This is a genomic window from Brasilonema sennae CENA114 (assembly GCF_006968745.1).
GTDB classification, from domain to species: Bacteria; Cyanobacteriota; Cyanobacteriia; order Cyanobacteriales; family Nostocaceae; genus Brasilonema; species Brasilonema sennae.
The window spans coordinates 114847-138958 of the sequence record NZ_CP030119.1; the positions used below are offsets into that span (position 1 = coordinate 114847).

At 42.2% G+C, this 24112-nt stretch carries 22 protein-coding genes and 1 pseudogene; 5 read left to right on the plus strand and 18 right to left on the minus strand.

Annotated elements, in window-relative coordinates:
* Positions 1 to 5 precede the first annotated feature (5 nt).
* From DP114_RS32890 to DP114_RS32900, 3 genes are all read right to left on the minus strand, one after another.
* On the minus strand, positions 6 to 704 hold the full coding sequence (locus DP114_RS32890) for a phosphatase PAP2 family protein (protein WP_171978380.1): 699 nt from the start codon (positions 702 to 704) through the stop codon (positions 6 to 8).
* 106 nt (positions 705 to 810) lie between these two features.
* Positions 811 to 1554, minus strand: a complete 744-nt coding sequence (locus tag DP114_RS32895; RefSeq protein WP_171978381.1) for a COG4705 family protein — start codon at positions 1552 to 1554, stop codon at positions 811 to 813.
* Positions 1555 to 1757: 203 nt separating this feature from the next.
* Complete coding sequence (locus DP114_RS32900; protein WP_169263282.1) at positions 1758 to 2525, minus strand: COG4705 family protein; 768 nt, start codon at positions 2523 to 2525, stop codon at positions 1758 to 1760.
* Positions 2526 to 2877: 352 nt separating this feature from the next.
* Between DP114_RS32900 and DP114_RS32905 the strand changes: the two genes are divergently transcribed.
* Both DP114_RS32905 and DP114_RS32910 read left to right on the plus strand, forming a co-directional pair.
* Positions 2878 to 3372: a PepSY domain-containing protein gene (locus DP114_RS32905; RefSeq protein ID WP_171978382.1), complete on the plus strand. Its 495-nt coding sequence runs from the start codon at positions 2878 to 2880 to the stop codon at positions 3370 to 3372.
* A gap of 178 nt (positions 3373 to 3550) precedes the next feature.
* Positions 3551 to 4000 (plus strand): DUF2127 domain-containing protein, encoded by a 450-nt coding sequence (locus DP114_RS32910; RefSeq protein WP_171978383.1) that lies wholly within the window; start codon positions 3551 to 3553, stop codon positions 3998 to 4000.
* 20 nt (positions 4001 to 4020) lie between these two features.
* Here the strand turns inward: DP114_RS32910 and DP114_RS32915 are convergent, their stop codons facing one another.
* From DP114_RS32915 to DP114_RS32965, 11 genes are all read right to left on the minus strand, one after another.
* Positions 4021 to 5253 carry a sensor histidine kinase gene (locus DP114_RS32915; RefSeq protein WP_171978384.1) on the minus strand — a complete coding sequence of 411 codons (1233 nt, stop codon included), beginning with the start codon at positions 5251 to 5253 and terminating at the stop codon, positions 4021 to 4023.
* A 76-nt stretch (positions 5254 to 5329) separates the two neighbouring features.
* The gene (locus DP114_RS32920; protein ID WP_171978385.1) at positions 5330 to 6004 is read right to left on the minus strand and encodes a response regulator transcription factor; all 675 of its coding nucleotides are present in this window, start codon (positions 6002 to 6004) and stop codon (positions 5330 to 5332) included.
* A 245-nt stretch (positions 6005 to 6249) separates the two neighbouring features.
* On the minus strand, positions 6250 to 7938 hold the full coding sequence (locus DP114_RS32925; protein ID WP_171978386.1) for an efflux RND transporter periplasmic adaptor subunit: 1689 nt from the start codon (positions 7936 to 7938) through the stop codon (positions 6250 to 6252).
* Positions 7939 to 8054: 116 nt separating this feature from the next.
* Positions 8055 to 8381, minus strand: coding sequence for a four helix bundle protein (locus tag DP114_RS35550; RefSeq protein ID WP_246163639.1), 327 nt, complete (start codon positions 8379 to 8381; stop codon positions 8055 to 8057).
* Between the two features lie 39 nt (positions 8382 to 8420).
* Positions 8421 to 9137 (minus strand): DUF305 domain-containing protein, encoded by a 717-nt coding sequence (locus DP114_RS32935; protein ID WP_169268900.1) that lies wholly within the window; start codon positions 9135 to 9137, stop codon positions 8421 to 8423.
* A 901-nt stretch (positions 9138 to 10038) separates the two neighbouring features.
* Positions 10039 to 10452 carry a heavy metal-responsive transcriptional regulator gene (locus tag DP114_RS32940; RefSeq protein WP_171978400.1) on the minus strand — a complete coding sequence of 138 codons (414 nt, stop codon included), beginning with the start codon at positions 10450 to 10452 and terminating at the stop codon, positions 10039 to 10041.
* A gap of 137 nt (positions 10453 to 10589) precedes the next feature.
* On the minus strand, positions 10590 to 11210 hold the full coding sequence (locus DP114_RS32945; RefSeq protein WP_169268901.1) for a class I SAM-dependent methyltransferase: 621 nt from the start codon (positions 11208 to 11210) through the stop codon (positions 10590 to 10592).
* 93 nt (positions 11211 to 11303) lie between these two features.
* Positions 11304 to 11831: a cupredoxin domain-containing protein gene (locus DP114_RS32950; protein ID WP_171978387.1), complete on the minus strand. Its 528-nt coding sequence runs from the start codon at positions 11829 to 11831 to the stop codon at positions 11304 to 11306.
* A gap of 146 nt (positions 11832 to 11977) precedes the next feature.
* Positions 11978 to 14242, minus strand: coding sequence for a heavy metal translocating P-type ATPase (locus DP114_RS32955; RefSeq protein ID WP_171978388.1), 2265 nt, complete (start codon positions 14240 to 14242; stop codon positions 11978 to 11980).
* A 49-nt stretch (positions 14243 to 14291) separates the two neighbouring features.
* Positions 14292 to 14486, minus strand: coding sequence for a heavy-metal-associated domain-containing protein (locus DP114_RS32960; protein ID WP_171978389.1), 195 nt, complete (start codon positions 14484 to 14486; stop codon positions 14292 to 14294).
* A gap of 875 nt (positions 14487 to 15361) precedes the next feature.
* Complete coding sequence (locus DP114_RS32965; protein ID WP_169264182.1) at positions 15362 to 16126, minus strand: glycoside hydrolase family 24 protein; 765 nt, start codon at positions 16124 to 16126, stop codon at positions 15362 to 15364.
* Between the two features lie 451 nt (positions 16127 to 16577).
* Here DP114_RS32965 and DP114_RS32970 point away from each other — a divergent pair, with 451 nt between their 5' ends.
* Positions 16578 to 17783, plus strand: a complete 1206-nt coding sequence (locus DP114_RS32970; protein ID WP_169264181.1) for a DUF305 domain-containing protein — start codon at positions 16578 to 16580, stop codon at positions 17781 to 17783.
* A gap of 191 nt (positions 17784 to 17974) precedes the next feature.
* The gene (gene fldA / locus DP114_RS32975; RefSeq protein WP_169264180.1) at positions 17975 to 18487 is read left to right on the plus strand and encodes a flavodoxin FldA; all 513 of its coding nucleotides are present in this window, start codon (positions 17975 to 17977) and stop codon (positions 18485 to 18487) included.
* A 463-nt stretch (positions 18488 to 18950) separates the two neighbouring features.
* Here the strand turns inward: fldA and DP114_RS32980 are convergent, their stop codons facing one another.
* The 3 genes from DP114_RS32980 to gorA all read right to left on the minus strand — a co-directional run bounded on the left by DP114_RS32980 (position 18951) and on the right by gorA (position 22983).
* Complete coding sequence (locus tag DP114_RS32980; RefSeq protein ID WP_211178357.1) at positions 18951 to 20228, minus strand: multicopper oxidase family protein; 1278 nt, start codon at positions 20226 to 20228, stop codon at positions 18951 to 18953.
* Positions 20229 to 20642: 414 nt separating this feature from the next.
* A complete protein-coding gene (locus DP114_RS32985) occupies positions 20643 to 21695 on the minus strand; it encodes a DUF4396 domain-containing protein (RefSeq protein ID WP_211178356.1) in 1053 nt (350 codons plus the stop codon).
* Positions 21640 to 22983 (minus strand): glutathione-disulfide reductase, encoded by a 1344-nt coding sequence (gene gorA, locus DP114_RS32990; protein WP_169264178.1) that lies wholly within the window; start codon positions 22981 to 22983, stop codon positions 21640 to 21642. The genes DP114_RS32985 and gorA overlap by 56 nt, the downstream gene beginning before the upstream one ends.
* Positions 22984 to 23259: 276 nt before the next feature.
* On the opposite strand from gorA, the gene DP114_RS32995 reads away from it, so the two are divergent.
* The gene (locus DP114_RS32995) at positions 23260 to 23613 is read left to right on the plus strand and encodes a four-helix bundle copper-binding protein (protein ID WP_169264177.1); all 354 of its coding nucleotides are present in this window, start codon (positions 23260 to 23262) and stop codon (positions 23611 to 23613) included.
* Between the two features lie 60 nt (positions 23614 to 23673).
* Here the strand turns inward: DP114_RS32995 and DP114_RS36475 are convergent.
* Positions 23674 to 23848: pseudogene (locus DP114_RS36475) on the minus strand (IS630 family transposase); the annotation flags it as partial.
* Positions 23849 to 24112 lie beyond the last annotated feature (264 nt).

Genomic DNA, 24112 nt, shown 5'->3' on the forward strand with positions numbered 1-24112 from the left:
CTTTTTCAATCAAGAGACTGTCCCTGCCTTAATCTCTGTAGTTTCAGCATCGTGATACATATCATCAACCACAAAAATCCAATACTGTAACCTGCAATTATATCTGTCGGCCAATGTACTCCTAAATACAGCCGACTGATACCAATTGCCACAATTAAAATAACTGCCAAAGTGTAGATTATCTGTGAAAATTTAGGATAATGAGTAGCTAGTATATAACCAATAAAACCGTACAGTACCATAGAACCTAGTGCATGACCGCTAGGAAAACTGAAAGACTTTTCAGAAATCAAAAGTGTCCAAAGTTGCGGACGGGGTTTTGAGAAAAATAACTTTAAACCTGTATTTAAAATTAATCCTCCTAAACAGGTAAGTACAAAAATATATGTTTCGACTCGGTAATGTCGCCACCAAAGTGTTCCTAAAGTCAATGCTGCGACTACTACTACTGTCGTTGGACTACCAAGACTCGTTATAGCCAGCATTAAATTATCTAGACTCGGATTAGCAAACTGATGCAACCATAAAAGAAAAGATGTATCAAATGCAAAAGCTTCTTTCTCTAAAACTTCTTCAGCAAGCTTGGCGACAACAAACAGGATCAGCAGACAACTAGTAAGTCCAACAATACCAATTGTGGCGATTAAGGAAATCAAACGAGGATGTATATAACGCAACCAAAAGGTAGAAATAATTTGTATCATATGTTAAAATATTAAGCTCACAAAAGATATGCTTGGGAATGAAAACCTTACTCTCTGCTAACGTGACTTCCGTCTTCCGCCTTCAAGTAGCAGCAGTTTAAATGCATCACTCAATTGGGTGACGCACTTTTTTCTCCTTTCGCACTGAAAAGAATAGGACAACAGCCAGCAGGATAAAGGCGATCGCCGAAGCATAGCCCCTTGGCAGTGATAGACCACCATCTTTGACTGGTTTGGTAAGAAAATCTCCGAAGGTGGCTCCGAAGGGTCGCGTGAAGATGAACGCGAGCCAGAATAGGAAAACATCGCTCAACTTTGTTAGGTAGTGAAGGGCGATGACAACACCAATGACGCTGCCTGTCACGAATGCGCCCTCAATATAGCTCAGTCCCAAGTTGCTTGTCAGAAAGTCACCAAATGCCGTTCCCAAACTGTTGGAGAACACGATAGCCAGCCAATAGGTGGTCTCTGCGTCTTTCCTCATAATCGGATAAACGCTCAGATCCCGATCCCGGTAGTACCAGATGGCAAGAACGCTCAACAGACTGGCTACCAGGATAAGCGATCCCACTGCGTAGCCCAGCCCGAGAGATCGATCCATCAAGTCTGAAACTTCGGTTCCCGCTGTGGTTGTCGCAATGATAGCCGCCCAATAAAGGACTGGACGATATCTGTCGGATTGAATTTGAAAAAACAGGAGAATAGCCAGAATGGCGAACGTTACGGCAAAGGCTATGTAATACCCCAGCCCAAGAGACATTGAGATGAAGTCACCTGCCGTCTCGCCAAGCGTCGTGGCGATAATCTTCATAATCCAGAAGAAAATTGTGACTTTTGCAACTTTGTTCATTTCTTTTTCACAATAAAAAATAGTAAGTCATCATCATTCCGATGAGCGCAGTCTGGTAGAAACAACCTAAGCTATGTGGAATCAGGACTACAGTTTTAAAAGCTATTGAACAGTGAAGGGATGGATCAGGCGATCACAAATTGCCAACCAAATCGCCTCTTCACAAACAGAAAAATGCCCAAGTTCGAGAAGGCGAGCGCCAATCAGTGTTGTGAGTTGATCGGCAATGATACTGATTTCTTCTGCTTCAGGCTTAAGTAAATAACCAAACTCGTTATTATAGAAAGAAAAAGCATACTAGTGCCAACCGTACCTAAACCAAAGCCACCATTTGAAGCAGGTTGGGATAGTAAATCGCCTATAGATGCTCCAAGCGGACGAGTCAAGATGTAAGCTAACCAAAATGCCAAAACAGCATTCATTCTGAAGTAATAATAACTGACTGTTATTACTGCAATTGAAGCACCAAATATCAGTGCTGATTGGGTATATCCCAGCTTCAAAGCCTCTGCCAAGAGATCTCCTGTTGCGGTTCCCAAGGCAAACGTAAATAAAATAGCTACCCAGTAGAAAAGTTCTCTTTTCGCTGTATTTATGGAGTGCATGGCTAACGTCTTTTCGTTTGAATACCAGAGCGCAAAGACTACCAATAAGGAAACACTAAAAATCACAGTAGTTGTCATCAAACTAACTTTAAGCTCGTCCACCAATCTATCAGTGATCAGTGTGCCAGTAATACTCATCAAAACAACTACAATCCAGTAACTCAATGGAATATACCGTTTCAGCCTAAACTGATTCAAAAGCACAATCAATAATATGCCGCTCATTATATACGATGTAGCACTTAAACCAAGGTTCAGGGTTACTGACAAATAATCTGCTGCCGTTTCACCTACCGTGGTTGCGAGAACCTTAATAATCCAGAAAACAAGTGTAATCTCTGGAACCCTGTTTAACATCTTCTTCATCGTATTCCTCCTCCTTTCTAAAAGTAATGATTTATAGTTTGTTGATATCAATTTAGTCACAATAGTACCTAAAAAAACTCGCCTCAATAGAAGCAGAGAAAAGTTTTTTTATAACTTTATTTGGTACATAGTGATTGCACTATACACACCAAAGGTCAAGAAAAAGTCAAGATTTTATCTCAAGCGGAATTTACCCTTAATAGATGGACAGAAAATAGCTTAAATATCTAATCATTACTTGATTTCACGATTTGATATTGAATTTTGTTAACTCCAACCAATCTTGACTATTTCTGAACTTTTATTACGTACCGTGAAAAGACAAACCCAGAATGAAAGGTATTCTACAACTGTGAAAACTTCAACAAAAATCATCTTGGCAGCAGCTTTTCTTGGTACTTTAGGATTTGCTGGATTGGCACGAGTCGTGTCTGCAAAACAAGCACAATCTCCAGTAGCAATTGTGCATCAGCATCACAGCACTACCCAAGTTGCCCAAGCGAGTGATGGCGATGGTGAAACCAACGACGATGCACAAGAACAGCAAGAAGCAACTAAATTACAACCTCTAGCTAAAATTACAGCACAACAAGCACAGCAAGCAGCAGAAACATCTGTAGAAGGTAAAGCTAGCCGCGTCAAACTCGAAAATGAAGATGGAAATTTAGTTTATGCCGTAGAAATTGCCCAGCAAGAGATTAAAGTTGATGCTGGTAATGGTAAGGTTCTCTACACTGAGAATGCCAATCAAGAAGACGATAAGAATGAAGCCACTCGCCCCAAAAGTAGCATTCAAGTTCAGGAAGCCAGTGATGGCGATGGTGAAATCAATGATGATGGTAAGTAGGGAAATTGAAATTTACACTATCTCAGTTGTAAACACCAGAAGTTAAGTAAAATACTGCTGTAGCGCGTATTAACAAAACATCAACTACATGGGGATTGTTGAAAATAACCTTCACAATCCCTTATTTGTATAATTGGGATTAGAATCAAGTAGATATTAAACAATTTCAAGAGGTTACGTGAAAAATAAGCGTCCACCTGCTTTATTAGCAATTGTAATTTACAAGACCTTTGTCGCTTCACTCTTAGCTGTTACTTCTATCGCTTTACTATTAGCACTAAAAAATTACCAAAACTTAGCTGACTTTTCGGAATCTTATGTTTTAGAAACCAAAATGACAATTATTGAATGGCTCATAGATAAAATTCTCAATATCAGTCCAACAAGACTGAAATTCAGCGGAATAGCTATTGGGGTTTATGCTATTGTAACTGCAATTGAAGCAGTTGGATTGTGGTATGAAAAATCCTGGGCAACACTGTTAGTTGTGGGACTTGTTGGCATTAGTATCCCTCCAGAAATATTTGAGTTAATTAAAGGAATTACAATACTAAAGTTCATAGTACTTTTATTGAATGTAGCTGTCTTCTGGTACTTGCTGCGTCATTTGATGAAGCATAAAAAGTAATTTTTATCAAGTCTTGATAGTCAAGAAGCTGGTAAGCGTACTGTAAAACAACTACCAACTCCTAATTGACTTGTGACAGTAATCAATCCACCATGATTTTGAGCAATGGCTTGTGCGATCGCTAACCCCAAACCAGAACCACCTCCCCAATAAGAACGAGACTGATCCGCCCGCCAAAAGCGCTCAAAAACCTTGTCGATATGTTCTGGCGCAATTCCCACACCTGTGTCTTGTACGTTCACATAAAGCTGGGAACCAACACGATTAGTTTTGATTTCAACTACGCCGGATGATGGTGTGTAGTAGAGCGCGTTTTCAATTAAATTCGTAAATAGCCGCGTCAGTTGAACTGAATCACCCATCAAATGAAGATTCCCGCTCAACTGAGATGTCAAGTTAATTTGCTTAGCTTGAGCTTGAGGTTTATACAGTTGTATTAAGTTATCTAAAATTGACGTTAAATTGACAGTCTCCCAATCCCGATTTGGAACTTTATCGGTACGTGCTAACAATAGTAAGTCTTCTGTGAGGCGAGTCATCTGATTAGTAGCGCTGGCGATCGCCTGAAACTTGTCTACATCTTTTGGTCCTATTTCTTCTGGATATAAGAGTGCAAAATCAGCATTAATTTTAATTGCCATTAACGGACTGCGTAGTTCGTGGGAAGCATCAGCAGTAAACTGTTTAAGTTTTTGAAAACTCTCCTCAATTGGCTGCATTGCTTGACGAGTGAGTAAAATTCCCCCAACTCCACTAAGAATCAAAGTCATAATAATTCCACCGCCTAATCCCCAGTCCAATTTTTCCAGGGTTTCCTCAAATTCTTCTAGAGATTGACTTACTCTGACATACCCAACTAGTTGACTATTATCGCTACCAATAATTGGTATAGTCACTGCTTGAATAGGGACTTTACCACTTTGAACTTGTACCATTTTGCTTGGTAACAAGGGTAAAGTTAAGACAGTTTGTCCTTGTTGGGCAATCAAATTTCCCTGAGTATCAAACCACTGCAATGCCTGATGACGAGTTATTAAGTCTTGTGGACGAAAGTCACTTTCTACTGTCAGGTGATCTTTTTCAAACTCTGCATTTGCAGCCGCACCTTGTCCTATGGCTATGAGTTTATCTGTTGTTTGTTGAGTCAGACTGCGAGTGAAAGCAACTCGGACTGCTAGAGCAAATATTCCCAGCAGCGATGCGAACACTACCAAATAAGACAACAATAACCGATAACGAATTTTTTGAAACACATTTTTGTGAGTATCAAATTATCATTTATTAGCTGAGAGCTTTGTTGATAAAAATGCTAAAAAATAACCAAGTTTTTCATTTTTGACAGAGACGATAACCAATGCCGTAGATACTTTCAATAAAGTCTTCTGAACTTCCAGCGGCTCTGAGCTTATTCCGTAAATTGGTGATATGAGTTTTGATGGTTTGTTCTCCAGAAGACTTATCAAATTCCCACAGTTTATCGAGGATTGCCGAACGAGTCAAAACTTGATTTGGGTTTCTCAAAAAATATTCTAATATCATGTATTCTTTAGGAGTTAATGATAGAGTATTCCCCGCATAAGTAACTTGTTGGGTAGCAGGATTGAGTTGCATTTCCCCGTGGATTAAAATCGGTGGGCGAATCTCTTGACTTCTCCTAGCTAAAGCCCTGATGCGTGCTGCTAACTCTTTTAGATCAAAGGGTTTGATTAAATAATCATCAGCTCCAGCATCGAGTCCAATAATTTTATCGCCTGTTGTATCTCGTGCTGTGAGCATTAAGATGAGAGCGTTAGATGAAGCAGCACGTAAACGCTGACACAGAGTAATTCCATCTAATTTAGGCAGCATTAAATCTAATAAAATGATTTCGTATAACCCTGATTTCGACCATTCCCAGCCCTCAAGCCCATCATTTGTGATATCCACAATATGGTGTTGGCGTCTTAAATACTCAGCTAATGGTTTGGCAATGCGATCGTCATCTTCAACTATCAAAATTCTCATATCGCTTTAGCAGTCTTGGATATTGTTACAATTCCTTTGGTAGCATGGTTATATAGTAGTGTCACTCTCACTTATTGGGAGAGTGAAAAACACTGTTATGATTCGCATTTGCTATAAGACACTCAAAATCTAAGCTGGAAAAGGTTTTGATAATAGCGATACAAGAGAGCGCACTGCCCCTTGGGCAATCGCATCGCTTGTGAGAAATGCGGAGATCGCCCATTTAATGATAGCACTCAGCATTTTTATTGTTGAGTATTTTTATTTACAACTGTGACTTTTGGCTCCTGATGAGCCACGTGGTGATTATCATCCCATGTTGGAGATTCCGAGGTTTTTGCAGAACCATTAGCAGATTCTTCTGGCACATAGATAAATTCTGGTGTTCCTGGAACCTCTTGACGTTTGGTGCGACGACCTGCTAAGAAACCAACTGCAGCAATAGCAGTCCCTCCTCCAGATAAGAGCAACCACAAGGGTACTGGCAAGTTAGGCGTTTTAACTTCCGTCTTCTGTGCGGGTTGCGCTTCCTTCTCCTCACCTTCTGTTGGCTTAGTACCACCCCGCAAAGACTGAGCATAAAGTTGAGGCGCACGCTGAGTGACAATCATATCCCCCTCAAATAAACCAGTCTTGACCTCAACCATGTCCCCAGAGGTTTGACCTAAAGTGACTTCAGTTGCTTGAAAAGCATTACCATTTTGTACGTAAACCTGTTTCTTACCATTGACATCAACCACAGCTGAATTAGGAATAGCTAATATAGCTGTCGATGTTTGGTTTGTCAAAACTTCAAGTTCGGCAAACATTCCTGGCTTGAGAACTCCACCAGGGTTATCTATTTCGGCTTTCACAGGGACTACCCGCGTTTCGCCTTCCACCACAGAACCAATTACGGCTATTCGTCCAGTGAAGGTACGATTAGGCACAGAAGCTACCTTCAAACTTACCCTTTGACCCCTCCTTACCTTGCCCAAATCTTTTTCATAAATATTTGCTGTGGCATAAACCCGACTGTCATTGACAATTGTTATCAGCTTGCCACCTACATCATTGAATGATTGACCAATAGTAACTTCTCTGTCAGCAACCCGACCGGAAATGGGAGCCGTCACCGTCACCAGTCCCTTAGCATTGGCGCTGTTTCCCAGTTGTTGCAACCGAGTCTCATAATTAGTATTACTAAGTTGAATACGTTTTTTTGCTAACTGAACTGTTGATTTTGCAAGTTCGAGTTTATTTTCAGCATCAATTACGTCTCGGCGGCTCAAAGCTGTGGTCAGTACCGCTTTGGCTTCTGCCAGCTGGGTTTGGGATTCGAGGGCATTGCGACGGGGGAGAGCGCCTGCATCAGCTACTACCTTATCTTTATCATACTTTTCTTGAGCAAAGGCTACCTGACGCTGTGCAGAGGCTATTTCAGCGGCGGCTATTTGCTGATATTTTTCGTAGTTTTGTTGAGCTAGCCGTAAGTTAGCTGACGCCTGCTGCAACTCAGCTTGACCTTCAGCAAGTTTCCCCTGGGATTCTACGCGCAGTGTCACTAAGTCAGGACTGGTTACAACAGCAACTGGTTGACCTTTTTTCACGACTGCACCGGGTTCCACCAATAACTCAACTACTTTCGCCCCAGCAATTGGGGTATTGACTTCCGCTTTTTGACTGGGCAAGGTTTCAATTTGTCCGGTGGTTTTAATACCAACCGCTAGTCGCTGGCTTTTGACTGGCTCGACCTTTATTCCCAACCGTTTTGCAGTTTCTGTATCAACTTGAACAGAGCCACTATTTTGAGAGGTTTCATTTCCTCCTTGAAATTCGTCTCCGTGTCCGCCGTGTGCTAAAACTACTGCAGGACTGGCAAGTAAGAGCAGACTTGCAAGTGTGCCTGACACACAACGAATGGCTGTTGATGGCTTAGAATAAGGGTGACGCATAGCACTTTTAAAGTTTTTATATACTGAGGGAACGGAGCTAGTAGGGCGCTTTTGTGCTTTTAGGCTTTATAAATAGTAGATGCACATATTTCTTAGTTTTGCATTGAGAAATGAAATTAGGATGAAATAGCGATAAGAACAGACAGGGGAGCAGGGGAGCAGGAGGGGAGCCACTGCGTTGGTGAGGCAGTACTGCGGGAGGGTTTCCCTCCACAGGTATCTACCGAAAGGGTTTCCCGGCTGGAAGCATGTGGCGTTTTCCTTCCGTAGGTAACTGGCGTTAATTCCCTCCATAAGCGATTGCACCAAGCCGGAGGATCAGTTAAAGAATATCGTTCCTCTACAGGAAAGTCTTTAGACACCTCAAATATTTTCATCGCAGCATCAAAAGCCATTTGATAAACTCTTAAATCTTTGTGACTTTTGATTGGTTCTCTTTTCAACACCTGGTGCTCCTCTGCTCCTCTGCTCCCCCACTCTTACTACTGGTTGTACCAAGCTTGTCGCCATTGCTTCATTTGTTCAATTTCTTTTTGTTGAGAAGTGATAATATTTTGAGCCAGTTTCTTGATTTCAGGGCGCTTGGACTTACTCAATGCATCTTGCGCCATTGTCACCGCTCCTTCATGATGCGGAATCATTGCATTGATGAAGCGCAAATCAAATTCAGCATCACCGGCTCCCAAGTCCATGTCCATTCGCATAGCTTTAGATTGTTCATCAGACATTGCGATCGTCTGATTCTTTTGAGTATTCCAAGCCATTGGCGTGCTAGATGCTTTGGGATACCAAGCTTGTCGCCACTGTTTCAACTCAGCAATTTCTTTGTTTTGAGCTTTGATGATTTCTTCTGCTAGCTTTTTGATTTCAGGACGTTTTGATTTCTGTAGGGCTTCTTTTGCCATCACCACAGCACCTTGATGGTGCGGAGTCATCCCATCAATGAACCGCAAATCGTAGTTGGCATCCGCTGGACCTAAATCCATTGCCATGCTGTGGTTCATGCCACTATCATGATGCATACCACTGCCGTGGTTCATCTGCTGCTTGTCACTAGCCTCAGTTGCGGTGGTACTTGGGGTTTGGGTTTCGTTTTGGGAAGTCGTTGTGGAACAAGCTGTCAGCACGCCGCTTGTTAAGGAAGCAAGTGTTATGAAAGTCATCGCAAAAAACCCAGTTTTCCAAGAAATACGTTGCATAAATTTGAAATTCATTACTTACTATAGTTTCTTCTATTTTTAAATCTCTAGTTAGCTGGAGTGTCAAGTGCTATTTTCCAACGGGGTACAATAGCCAATTTGTTATTGAAACAATAGAGATGACCAAACCCCGTCAGGAATTACGCAAGCAATTGCAAACTGCTTAAACCACAAGTGTTTCGGCTTTTCTTAGTGCCATTCGTCTCAATACGGTTCAGTTAGAGCTAAAAACCTTAAATTTCGTAGGTTGGGGAGCCAGCGCGAATGACGGCTTTCCCGACCTAGGCAAGTCTGGCGTTTGAGGAACGAAACCCAACATTTCCGAGACTTTGTTGGGTTTCACTACGTTCAACCCAACCTACAATTCTCCTTAACTGAACCGTATTGCCATTCGTCTATGCTCTTTTTTTATTTTTTACCTCATCGCATACCCTAAGACAATACTCATGGCATTTTCCTCATCTTTATTGGCGATAAGCCGGAGGCTTGACGCTCCGCTCATCGCACTTCTAAATTGTTCTCTCTTTTTAATACATACGTACTGTTTTCCTAGCCCGTTGCCCACCGCCTATACTATGTGACACTTCAGGGTGCGGAATGGTGCGACTCGTTTGCGGTGAATTCATAACCAGGTTTCGTTCGGTTACAACAAGGAATGTTTGGTTGTAAAAGACGTTAAAACGGGGTTTATCAGTCTTGCGTTTTATTAATGAATCGGTGTTCTAGAACCGTTATGAATACAAGATTTTTGGTATAAAGTGTTTCTTTGATTTCTCAAGGGTGGCGATCGCCGCATGCCTGTGACAGTTGCGTAAGTGCTGTGTAGTATTACACTTTTGCTTCCTAGTTAACTAGAGAATCAAAAATTGCAGATTATCCTGCTCATTACAGGATTGATTTTTTAAGTCGGATAGATAATCGGACAGATGGTATTTTCAGGTATTTCAGAAACACTTTTCCAGCCTGAAAGTAGCCCTTCTAACTCTAACTTCAAGACCTGTAGCTGTTCAATTTGGTATTCGATTGCTGTAACTTTATCATTCAGTTTTGCTTGGATGTGGTCGCAGGGTAAGTCCCCTTGGTCATGCACATCCAAAAACTCTTTAATCTCTAACAAGCTCAATCCAAGGCTCTGGGCACGCTTGATAAAGCTTAGGCGGGCAAAAACATTTGAGTTAAATAATCGAAATCCACCCTCAGTTCGATCCGAAGCCTTGAGCAAGCCCAGTTCTTCGTAGTAGCGAATAGTTTTAATCGGCACACCACTTTCTTTAGCAACAACACCAATTTGTTTTCCCTGTTCTTTGAGTAACATATTTAACAGTTCCCTCGCTAAACCTCTTATATTAGCTTTATTAGTCATAAACCCTCTAGTTAACTAGAGAGTTCAGACGAAACGTCAAATTATTCACTTTTGCTTGTCAAGTAATTGGCATTTTTTATCGGTATCATTCATGCTGCGCTCTTAGTTGCGATTCCTTTATATAGATGAGCCGTAATATCTGGCATTTTTTCAGGTGTAAATTGCTTAAGTTCAATATCATCAAATTGCTCTTCTACCAATTCCCGAATGTTTCGATTGAGATGACATCCATCCGCTATTACTTTTTGAATAGGTGTTAGCCGATGTTGCCAAAGCTGTATGTTAGGTTTATCGCTTAACCCATGTTCCAAAAAGAAAAACCTACCACCTCGTTTGAGGATGCGGTAAATTTCTTGAAGTGCTTGCTCTACATTGGCAATGCTGCATAATGTAAAAGTACTGACAACGCTATCAAAAGTATTATTTGATATTGGTAAATTTTCACTCGATAGCATTAATTGCTCAACTGTTATATTTGAGTTACTAATACGCTTTTTTGCAAAAGCATTCATACCAGGATTTGCATCTACGGTGGTAATTTTGTGAATATGTGGAGGATAGAAGGCGAGATTTAATCCAGTTCCAAAACCAATTTCTAGAACTTCTCCTTGGACATCTGCGAGTAGTTCCTGACGGTATTTGGCTAAATTTGGGTCTGATAAGCTCCAATCTAAAAAGCGCGGTAAAATAACCTGTGAGTAAAACCCCATAATTCTAAATCCTCTAAAATAACTATTTTCGCCTGCTTTCACCCCGAAGGGGTTAGGTAACAGCGAGTGGGGGAAATCCCCCTATTTTACGCGCTACCTAACCTCCAAGACACCGCGAAACATATTCATGCCGCAGGTAAAGGTGTAGGTTCCTGGTTGGTTGGGAGTAAACTCAATGGGAGTAACTTGGTTCAGGGGTAGCTCTTGGGCTATGTGGAAATCAGGAAATCGGATTTCTTCAAGACAACTGCTGGGGTCTTTGCGGTAGAAGTTGAGTCGCACTCTTTGAAGAGCATTAACTACCACTTGGCTTGGTTCATACCCACCATCAACAGTAATTGTTACCTCCTGAATGCCCTGGTTTGATTGTGCTTTTTGCGACTTTGGCTTACTCAACAGAAACCACCATAACTCCAGTCCGATCAATCCTAATCCGCCAGCAGTCACGACACCTTTTGCCCATAGGGGTTGTTCAATACGACGGAACTGAGTTGTTTGCTTTGTTTGAGATGGTTGCATCTGTTCGTGAGACATTTGTGCAATTGCTTTGTTAGAAGCAATTCCAAACACCAATCCCAAACTCACAACATTGCCAATGATTGCTATTGCTATTTTGTTCATGATTTAAACGTCTCCATAGCGCGAATGTAACTAGATTGCAAGCTACGCTAATGCACCAGAAATAGCTCCGAGTAAAAATCCAAATCCTGCCAAGGTTGCGAAAAATGTTACTTTTTTAAGCATCGTTCATACTCCTTGTGATTTATTCAACCAATTGTTTTAGGTTGGAAGTTACGCAAACGCAGCGCATTCGTTACCACTGACACAGAACTAAACGCCATTGCTGCACCTGCAATGATGGGACTAAGCAGCCAACCGAAGAAGGGGAAAAGAATTCCTGCTGCAATTGGAATACCAGCAACGTTATAAATAAAGGCAAAGAAGAGATTCTGACGAATGTTGCGAATCGTGGCACCAGAGAGTTGAATGGCGGTGACAATACCTTGTAAATCCCCAGAGATCAGGGTGATGTCACTCGCTGCGATCGCCACATCTGTTCCAGTTCCAATTGCCATCCCGACATCGGCTTGAGCCAGCGCCGGTGCATCATTGATACCATCCCCCACCATTGCTACAATCTTACCTTCCGACTGAAGTTTCTCGACAGTCTCGGCTTTCTGTTCCGGGCGAACTTCAGCAAAGACTCGCTTGATACCCACTTCACGGGCAATCACTTCGGCTGTACGGTGATTGTCTCCAGTCAACATTACGACTTCCAATCCCATTTTCTGCAATGTGCGAATCGCGTTCACAGAAGACGGTTTCACTGCATCGGCTATGCCCATAATCCCTTGGACTTTGCTATTGACTGCAAGCCAAATAACCGTTTTACCGAGATACTCCAAACGATCCCAATGTTCCTGCAATGCAGTTGTATCGATGCCTAACTCGTTCATCCAACGGTGGGTGCCAATTTGTATCCATTGATTTGACACATACCCTTGCACACCGCTACCCGCAATCGCTTCAAACTCCTGTGCATCCGTCAATTCCACACCTTGAGATTTGGCATAATTCACAACAGCTTCCGCAAGAGGATGTTCTGAATTGCGTTCAACAGATGCTGCAAGGCGCAGAAGATTTAGCTCGTTGCCATTGGCTGTACCTTTGACGCTTACAAAATCGGTGACAGTAGGCTTACCTTGCGTGATTGTACCTGTTTTGTCGAGAATGACAGTCTGAAGCTTGTGCGCGAGTTCCAGACTTTCTGCCCCTTTGATGAGGATACCATTTTCTGCACCCTTACCTGTTCCCACCATGATAGAAGTCGGCGTTGCCAAGCCAAGGGCGCATGGGCAAGCAATAATTAACACACCTACAGTGGTAATCAGTGCCATTGTGACATTGCCCATGATGTTGTACCAGATGATGAAAGTGGCGATCGCAATGGCAATGACAGCAGGCACAAACCATCCAGTCACTTGGTCAGCTAATCGCTGAATCGGTGCTTTTGAACCTTGGGCTTGTTGGACTAGCTTGACAATCTGCGCCAAGAATGTATCTTTACCCACTCGTGTCGCTCGGAATTTGAAGCTACCAGTTTTGTTAATCGTGGCTCCGATAACTTCATCACCTGGCTGCTTCTTCACAGGAAGACTTTCACCTGTCACCATTGCCTCATCAATAGTTGAGGAACCATCAATAATCTCGCCATCCACTGGAATCTTTTCACCCGGACGTACCAGAATCACATCACCTTTCATCACTTGGGCAATGGGAATGTCAACTTCTTTGCCGTCACGAATCACACGAGCAGTCTTTGCTTGCAAACCCATCAACTTACGAATTGCTTCAGAAGTTTGTCCTTTGGCACGATTTTCAAGCAGTCGTCCCAGCAAAATCAAAGTGATGATGACTACAGCTGCTTCGTAGTACACATCAGCTGGTAATCCTTGGTGAGTGAAAAACCCAGGCAAGAAGGTGGGGAAGAGGGAATAAAGATAAGCGGCAAGAGTACCAATCGCCACCAAGGTATCCATTGTTGCCGCGTGACGTTTCAGGGCTTTCCAGGCATTGATAAAAAAGGATGAACCACACCAGAACAAGACTGGAGTCGCCAGCACAAGCTGTAACCAAGGATTATGCATCCACATGGGAATAAAGGGAATGGAGAATCCCGTCATCATCGGTAGCGAACCAATGACCAGAATAGCGCTGATAATGCCGCCAACCCAAACTTTTCTGACTAACGCTCGATTTTCAGCTTGGCGTGCCTGCTGTTCTGTATCATCATCGTCTACAGTAAATAAATCATCATCTTGCATCGGTTGAGCAGAGTATCCCACCGCATCTACCGCATCACAAATTGCTTCTGGGTTAGTTTTTCTGGGGTCATAAGTGACAGTAGCTTGCTCTGCCCCAAAGTTTACACTACACTCATTCACACCCCTGACGGAGTTAATCGCATCTTCAACGATTTTAGCGCAAGAGGCACAACTCATGCCCCGCAGTTTCAGATTTGTGTTTTCCATTGAGTGACTCCTTGACACGCACTAGTATTCGGTCTTGGGAATTCGGCAACTAAGTAACGGAGTAACCCGCGTCGGTAATTGCTTGTTTTACAAGCGTTTGTGAAGCTTGAGTCTCAATGCTGACCAACTTCGTTTTGGGATCAGCTTGCACTGTTGCGGTTGGATCGACTGCTTTGACAGCTTTTGTAATAGTTTCTGCACAAGCTGAACACGCCATGTTGGGAACGTTGAGTTGTAAGTTCATGATTCTAATCCTTTTGCGATGAACTATTTTTAGTTTGCAGTCTCCAGCAGACTGGAGAGTCAAGAGAGAGCGCAAGCAAATTTTGAAAATCTGTCAAAAGAAAGAACTTCTAGTTTAAAGGGTTTCACGATCAGCAACCCGCACAACAAAGGGGAGAGTAATCACAAGCCCGTAGTGCTGGAACTGTGCCCATATCTTATAAAGTCCAGCACGAGGGAAACTAGAACACCGATTCAGTCATCGGGGAACAAGGTAAAAATCAACTTTGGTTGGAGTAAATGGTAAAGGAGAGAGAAAATAGAGCAAACGGTTGCTAGTCAAGGATTATGGCAGCGACATCTTGTCTAATTCCCTGATAATGACTGACGGCGGCAGGAATACGGTTCTCAGTTTGCAGGTTGGTAAGTCAGTAATAACGCTCTTCCATCACTTTGCTGAGAGAAAAATCAAAGCCAAAATCTGAAACATAGACACTGTTAGGGATTTGAACTTTAATTTTTCACACAAAGCTTGAAATATTTATTCCTACATAAAGCCTTTCACTGTAAGGGTTTCAGAATATACTCTGGCGAGAGTGATGAAAGAGCGATAAGCTGTTGGACATTTAACTTGCATATTAGCTAAAAGTAAAGCTCTTACCGAAGAAGAATTCAGGAGTCAGGAGCCAGGAGTCAGAATGACTCCTGTGCGACTGGTGGATGAATCGAGGTTTAAAGCCCCCGGATTTATCCGTGGAGAAAAGAAAGAATTTTCGTTTGTTGAAACCCCTGACTTCAGGCATGGGGTATTCTGACTCCTGAATTCTGACTTCTGACTCCTCTTCATGGCGTAGGCATCTTGCTCGTTCTAATTATGCAAACTAAAAGTACATTAGCTTAACGCTTCTGGTCAGAGAAGGAATTTGCCGCAGCCAATTCCTCCGTTAGAACTTTTTGATAAACCTGTGATAGCAAAGGTGTAATTTGATTATTTTCTGTGCCATATCCTAAGCTTGTCCACGTACCAGACAAAAGCTGCAAAACCTGATTTAGTTTTCCCTGTTCAAGAAGAACTACAATATCAGTTCTCCAAGCATCGTGGTCATTGAGCCAAGCATATACAACCTCATCTTGAATTTGTGGCTTGAAACTGTCAGGAGTTACACTTAACGAGTTAGAGAATTTATGATGGTACTTCTTAACTTTTTCCTGCCAGGTAGCAGCAAGGATTTGATACCGACCTGCTGCTGTACTGCACTCTCCTATGTGAGGACCAGAAACAATTGTTACGCATTGGTTTGGATGGCGGCTCAAATCAGAAAAATGTTTACCACCATAAAGCAGAGTATAAGGGTTAGAATCCTGAGCTTCACTGGCAGAAATAGTTCGCATCAAAGCCCGAATATAAGGGTTACCTCCTTTTATCACTAGAGGGGGAATTTGGTCAATGGTAGAGGTTCTGCGTCCTCCAAGTCCCTGCCAAAGAAGAATTAGCAAAGCGAAAGATAATATTCCAAGAATTATCGGTTGCCACTTAAACTTTTTAGAGTTTTTGAATGATAGGAGTTTAGCTAACTTTAGAGAATTATTTTCACCATTTGCATTAGCCAATTGCTGAAAATAAGCTAAAAAATATTTTTTAAGAGAAATGTGTTTTTTCATATGTTCTTCCAGAACGATACAATCTGCTGTTTCATATTTTCATTACTAATCTATTAATTCAGTATTTTTGATTTTCAATTATTGAAAGATTGGAAATACTTTAATTGTCAATGCTTGCTCATTAAAAAATATAAGAGTCAAACAGAAAAACATGATTAATTATATACTTTTTCATTTGCTAATGAAATTGGGGGTTAAATCTTCATGAAACAGACGTTAAAAAAGTTAAACATATAGAAATGAAATTAGGATGAAATCCTTGTACCTCACTAGAAATAAATTATTCTCCTGCCATTGGAGAGATGCTAACACACTTGGAACCTCTTAATTTAATAGCGAAGAAGTCTTGTCGCCAGATTTCTACAGCGATAATATCAGTTACTTTATGCACCAGTTACTCCTTTAATGTGGTACAAGTGCTAATTCAAAACAGCAATCAAGAGGAAAAGAGATGTCGGACAGCAACACCATAAGACAGAGTTTGACCCTAAACCCTACCTTTCCATCCTCGGTTTTCACTTTTGATGGACTTACCTTTGCACTTACTCCAACAGAACCAGCTTCACGCTTTGATGTGCGTTTTTTGCAGGAGACAATAGGTCACCACCAAATGGCTGTAGATATGGCGCAGCTAAGTGTGGAGAAAGCAATAAACTCAGATTTGCGAGACCTCAGCCAAAACATCATTACCACCCAAACCCAGGAAATAGAAATAATGCAATCCTGGTTGAAAGACTGGTATGGCTATAGTTACACGCCTCAGAAGAAACCGGGCGATATGCGAATGCTAGACCAAATGGCAATGATGAGCGGCGCTGAGTTTGAAATCGATTTCATGCAGGAGATGACCGACCATCATAAGTCAATGTTAAGTGATGCTGTTCCTTGCACTTATCGTGCCGGACACGATGACTTGACAGGTCTTTGTCACAATATTGTTGACACCCAAACTAGAGAAATTAACCAGATGCAGCAGTGGCTGAGTGAGCGGTATGGGATATCTGATAACATGAACGAACCTGTCTCTAACCATGTTGCTGATGCTGCAATTGCCAATGGGAGTTTCGAGACTAGTAATTTCACTGGATGGTCAACAATAGGAAAGGCTGAGATTGAAACAGCAGACTTTGGAACTGAACCAGCTGAAGGAACATATTATGCTGCATTATCAACTCAGTTTGATACAGTTTCAGGTTTAGATATAGAAACATTTTTAGGCTTACCGGCTGGCAGCTTGAATGTTTTGGAGAAAGGAAACATTGAGGAAGGCTCTGCCATGAAGACAACATTTACAGCCAAAGCAGGAGATGTTTTAACGCTTGATTGGAATTTTATGACAAACGAGCTAGACTCAACTCTCGTTGGTTCTAACAATGACTTCGCCTTCCTAACACTCAACTCTTTACCATACGATGTAGCTGATCCCTCCTCATCATTTAAGACTTCTCTAACACCGTTTTTAAATGAAACTGGGTTTCAAACTTTGTCCATTGAAATACCTGTTACTGGTACTTACACTTTGGGCTTAGGAGTAGTAAATGTGGATGACCCCATCTTTGACTCAGCCCTAGCTGTCGATAACATTAAACTTACCTCAAATCATGAGTCAACTTCTCTATCTGGAGTCATGGCATTTGATACTTTAGGTTTGGTTTAGATGTTGCAATGCAAGCACAAAACCACTTCAAATTAAGTTCACAAAACTGTACAAACTGTTAGACACTATTTAAGTCAAGTCAGATTTTACTCTATCTCAAGAAATGGCAGCAAAAGGGGAATACATTATCCTCTTATCCAAAGTGAATAGGCATTACCTTCGATGACGATTTTAATAAAACAGGAGCACAAATGGCTAAGATAGGTTTGTTTTTTGGCACTCAAACAGGCAATACTCAAACGGAAGCTGAAATAATTCAGAAAGAGTTTGGAGGAGAAAGTGTTGTTACCTTAAATGATATTTCCAAGACTGCTCCAAGTGATATTAATGAATATAGTTATATCATCATAGGTTGCCCTACTTGGAATATTGGCGAATTGCAAAGTGATTGGGAAGATTTCTATGATGAGCTAGATAACATTGATTTTACAGGCAAAAAAGTTGCTTATTTTGGAGCAGGAGACCAAGTTGGTTATCCTGACACCTTCCAAGATGCAATGGGTATTTTGGAGGAAAAAATTTCGGAACGAGGTGGCGAAACAGTTGGATATTGGTCTACGGATGGTTATGAATTTACTGAGTCTAAGGCTGTCCAGAATGGTAAATTTGTAGGTCTTGCTCTTGATGAAGATAATCAATCTGACTTGACGAAGGAACGAATTAAAGCCTGGGTCAGCCAACTGAAGAAAGAGTTTGATCTATAGATAGTATTTAGTCAAACTTTGTACAATGAAAAGTAAAAATTAGTCGTTCAACTGTTTTATCTGCCGTGACAATAACTGCATTGGTTACTTCAATAACTACTACAACGCGACGTAAATAGGGCAACCCTATGGCTGACGCCACGCCTTACGGCTATCGGGGAAGACCTCCGGTCTCGCTGCGCTAACACCAGTCGCCTAGGTCGGGAAAACGCCACATGCTTCAAGTCGGGCATTGCCCGCCCAACGCAGTGGCTCCCCTCCTGTAGCGCTGGTGAACCATTTAAAATCCCTAAAAACCTCATTCCATAATACTTTTGACTTTTGAATGCATAACTTCCGCCTTGCGGTACTAGCGTGTTTACCCTACAACGCTAAAATCACCAAAATTAGACAAATGCGCTCGTGAACCATACCCATAATACAGTAGTGTTTGGTTTAGTTACTTGCCGTCAGTTTTCTCAAATCAGGTAACGTTGATAATCATTGTTAAACCACCTGCGCCTTCTACCTCAACGTTATCGTTTGTTGCGTGATGGGCAATGTGGCAATGTAGCAACCACTTACCCTTCTCACGAGCTGTCCAAATTACGTCATAGCGTTCACCGGGAGCTACATTGATAGTATCCTTTTCAATTTGGGCAGCGGCTGGTAGCAGATTGCCATCTGTTTCAATAATTTTGAATGGCCCACCATGAATATGCATTGGGTGAATGAAGGCATTATTTGAGCCAATAAAGCGGAAGCGGATTTTTTGACCAATTTTGGCGTTAATTGTTTCAGTAGAGGGATAAGCTTTACCGTTAATCGTAAAAAAGTTAGGCATTAGCCCTTCCATCGGCATTGCTGGGAAGGTGTAGCCTTGCTTTACTGTCCACTCCTGAAGCTGAACCACAAAGTCTTGATCATAGGCAGGAGTTTCAGGTTTATTCTTGGGATCGATGATTAATGCACCGTACATCCCTAAAGTTTGCTGGCGGTCTACATCTTTGTGAGAGTGGTAAAAGTAAGTGCCTGCTTGCTTGACAGTAAATTCGTAAATATAGCTTGCACCAGGTGGAATTGGCTTTTGGGTAACATCGGCTGGACCGTCCATGTTGTTAGGTACAATCATGCCATGCCAATGTACTGTGGTTGATTCTGATAAGTTGTTCTTGACTACAATCCGGACGCGATCGCCTTCAGTAACCCGAATACGCGGTCCTGGAACTTGACGGTTGAAGGCATAAGCAGCTACCTGGACATTTGGTAAAATATTCCACTTAATTAAAGAAACATCGAGGTTAAAAACCTTCACACCATTCTCTAGCTTAGGCTGGAGAACCTGATCCCCACGTGCATCAACAGAAGCAGTATAGGTAATTTTTGTCAAGTCTACTGCTGCCATATCTTCCATTGTTTCCATGCTCATATCAGAGGTCATAATCATCCCTGGCGGCATAACTAAACCATTCGTCTGAGTGACACTGCTTATAGGTGCAGGTGGTAGCGATGACACTGGAGCCGGAGATTTCGTGCCACCCATATTCATCCCAGGCGTTGACTGGTTGCTCATATTCATTCCTGGCATTGACCCATGCTGCATATTCCTAGCACTCATGGTAAAGTTGCCATAGAGTGCGGCGATAAGAACACCGAATGCTAGGGCTAATAGTGTTAACAGCGTCACTGCCAAAAGTTGCGATCGCGTAGCTTTGGGTTTCATTGCCATATTCGCGTGCGAATCGGCAGCAGACGAATTCATGTTCATATTTCTATGAGTTTTCATTTTTACATTCCTTCCATGCTGGACATATCAGACTCAGCTGCCACATGAGTGAACTAGTGTGTGGAAGCATTGGGTGCAGGCACTTCACCAGAAGTTGCTGTAATTCGTTCTACTTCGGCAGCTAAATTATCCCTCTTCTGTCACTTTCCACAAATTAAAATCTGAAAACCTTGCTGCATAAGAGTTTTAGTGTCAAGCTATGAGAATGTTTATCATATTAGGAAATAAAGTCACAAACCCAGTCTCAGTCAAAGTTTTAAACATTGCTTTCTATTTTTGTTTCCGGAGAGTGACAAAAGTGGGTTATAGCGGTTCTCACTTGAATCATATACACCTCCACGAATGATGTAGAGATGTAGCATGCTACGTCTCTACAGATCTGTATTGCACTCAACCGAGAAGCGCTATATGACCACCTTTACCCAATGCCCGTACAGTACCCATACCATGTTTTAAACCCACTGCCACTAGCCACATATTGACGGGAAAAGCAATTATAAATCCTACTAAGGTTGCCAAAGACATCACGCCCCAAAAGCGGATTGAGGTTGCCTCCATTGCTGTCATATCACGACTCATCAGGATTACCATCACTGGAATCATACCTGCCATCACCGCATTCATTGAGAGCCATTCCGGTATGAAGGAACGCCGGACGGCTTTTAGATATGATCCACCCAGCATATCTTTCATAAATAGCGATTGAAAAACAAACAGCCCGAAGGCAAAGCCAAAAATGTACTCAGAAATTACGTCAAGCCACATTGGCAGTCCAAGCGTCATTGTGATTGCTGCAGCAACGATGATTCCTGTTGCATCACCTGCCAAACAGTGAATCGTCGATCCCAAGGTTTGTTTCCACACCGGCTTAATGAACTCCTCATGCTGCATCGGTCCTGGCTCCTTGCAGGACAGAATGTAGAGTGCTGCACCAATCGGTCCTGTGTAGAGAGTTACCAACAGCCACCCCCACTTCATGACTGTCAGTTCAGGATTACTGGTGAACGCATCCCAAGCTACGTAGATTGCTGAGAGTGCTGTCAGGCTAAACCAAACAATGAGAACGGTATCAATTAAAGTAGAGCTTTTGAAGTTTGCTTCATTCGTGCCTGACATATTCATACCAGGCATATTTTGGTTCATTGCAGGTTGAACTGGAGAGGTATTTTGGACAATCAAGTTGGGACTGTTCCTAAAAGTAGGTATGTTTTGACTGACTCCCAACCGAGGTGTTAAGAACACTAATCCCAAAGTTAGTGCAAACAAAACTATCCATAAAATTAATTTAGAGCGCATATTGACCTTTAAATTTGCAGCAAGCAGGTTCTTCCAAAATTTACTATTTATACAAAGTTCTAGCTGGATGTCATCTGTCAATAGCAACAATTCAGCGCAGAGTGAAAAACTCTTCTGCTGCTGAAGGATGAATGCCAATTGTTGCATCAAAGTCCTTCTTGGTAACACCCTTACGAACAGCAAGTCCGAGACATTGAATAATCTCTGTAGCGTATTCACCTACCATGTGAGCACCTAGCACTTCGTTTGTGTTACCATCGACCACTAATTTAATCAGAGTTTTCTCTTCCGGTTCAGCAATACTGTTGAACAGGGGTTGGAACCTTGAGCGATAGCAGCGTACAGATTCCCCAAATTTTTCCCTTGCCTCAGCTTCAGTCAAGCCAACAGTAGCGGCTTCAGGTTGAGAAGAAAGTGCTGAGGGAATGCACTCAAAATTCACAGTTCGCGGTTGATTACCAAATACGGTGTCAGCAAAGGCACGTCCTGTTGCTATTGCCATAGGAGTCCAATGGGGTCGGCTTGTGCAATCTCCGACTGCAAAAATATTTGTCTGGGTAGTGCGGCTGTATTCGTCTACTGCAATCGCTCCTTGTTTGACTTCAACACCCACCTTCTCCAAATCAAGACCACTTAAATTAGGAGTTCGACCTGTGGCACAAAGAACTGTGTTTACAGTTACAGTATCTTGTTTACCTCCTGATAGATTCAAACGGAAACCATCTTGGATTTGTTCAATTTTTTCGACAGTAGTATTGCATAAAACTTGAATTCCATTCTTCTCCATAATCTCTTGAACAGCAGTTCTAATATCTTCATCGCGATTTAATAAAACACGGTTTTCCGCCACTATTAAAGTGACTTTTGAAATCAGACCATTCATGCTCCCAGCAAACTTCACAGCTATCTGGTCGCTACCAATTATTGCAATATGTTCTGGTTGCTGCTTTAGTTCAAACATCTGACGGGAGGTGATGGCATATTCAAAACCTGGTATGTTTGGTTTGACTGCTTCCCCACCTACCGCAATCAATATTTTGTCAGCAGTGATTTTACGTCCCGCAACATCTAGAGTGTGAGCGTCTAAAAATTTAGTTTGCCCGTAAATTAATTCAACTCCTGCTTCTTTAAGATGCTTAATATGCAATTGGCTCAAATGTTCAATAGCTCTGTCTTTGGCTGTCATAAATTGCTGCCAATTAATACGGCGTTGAACTTTGCCCCAGCCATATTCGTCTGCATCTTCAAAAAAGTGGGAGAAACTAGCAGCATAGACCATTAGCTTCTCAGGAATACAGCCATGAATCACACAAGTACCGCCTACCTGGTCACGTTCTGCAATTGCCACACGAACACCATAAGCAGCAGCAAGTCTTGCAGCAGCAATGCCTCCAGGACCAGCACCAATTACAAAGAGATCGTAATCAAAGCTCATAATTACTGACCCAGCTTTTAACAACGCTAGGGTTTCCTATATCTTCAGCTTTTCATAGAAAGATGAAATCAGCATGAAATCTTTACAATCTCAACTCAAAAAACTTTATACATATAGAAATGAAATTAAGATGAAATCATCTTATTTCATTAGCTAGAAATATTAAACATTCCATTAGGAAGACGCAAACACATTAGCAATTTTTTAACGTGAGGGCTAAGGAGCATAAATGCTGCCTTCTATAGAATTGATAACTTCACATGATTGAGAGGAATTATGACGACAGCCCAATCTCATCAATCCCTGCTGGAAACTTGCATTCAGAATTGTCTTGATTGTCTACGTGATTGCGAAAACTGTGCCGATGCCTGCTTAAGTAGCAATATGGTGCAGATGATGGCTCAATGTATCAAGCTGTGCCGGGATTGCGCTGACACTTGTGATCTGTGCGCCCGTTTCATGTCTCGCAATTCAGCTCTCCATGCTCAGATGTGCAGTGTCTGTGCCGAAGCTTGCGATCGCTGTGCGGCTGAGTGTGAGAAGCACGATAGCGACCACTGTAAACGCTGTGCTGCATCTTGCCGCCGTTGTGCTGATTCCTGCCGTCAGATGGCTGGGGCAATGGCGTAAGTCAGTCACTGTATTCGCTATTCGCTGGCTACCGCAAGATTGTGGTAGTCAGCGATCGCATAAAACCTGGTTAAAAAGTTCTGTATTTACATAAGGAAGAATCCACCAATAAGTTTCTCCGGTCTTGGGATGTACAAATGCATACAACCATAACCACTTATATCTCCAGTTAACATTGGCGATTGGTGTTTCGCCTTCAGGAACATAAACGTAGTCGTTTAACTGGCTTGAGTCCGGTGGCGTTGCTCATCTACCCTTCGGGAAGCCGCTGAGTCGCAAAGCGCACGCGTTCGCGTTCGCGAACGCGTCTACGCACCAAAGTTCCACTTGTGCATCTGGCTAAGTAGCTTTAAGTTTTTCAAGTGTGGTTGTAGTTTGAAAACACGCCCTAGGGCGTGTTTTCAAACTCGTTATATCCTGAAAGAGGAGGCGATTGCGCGGAGCGCAGTGCCGGAGGCAATCGGAGGGTATATTATTGATGAACCGAGGAGACTGTAAA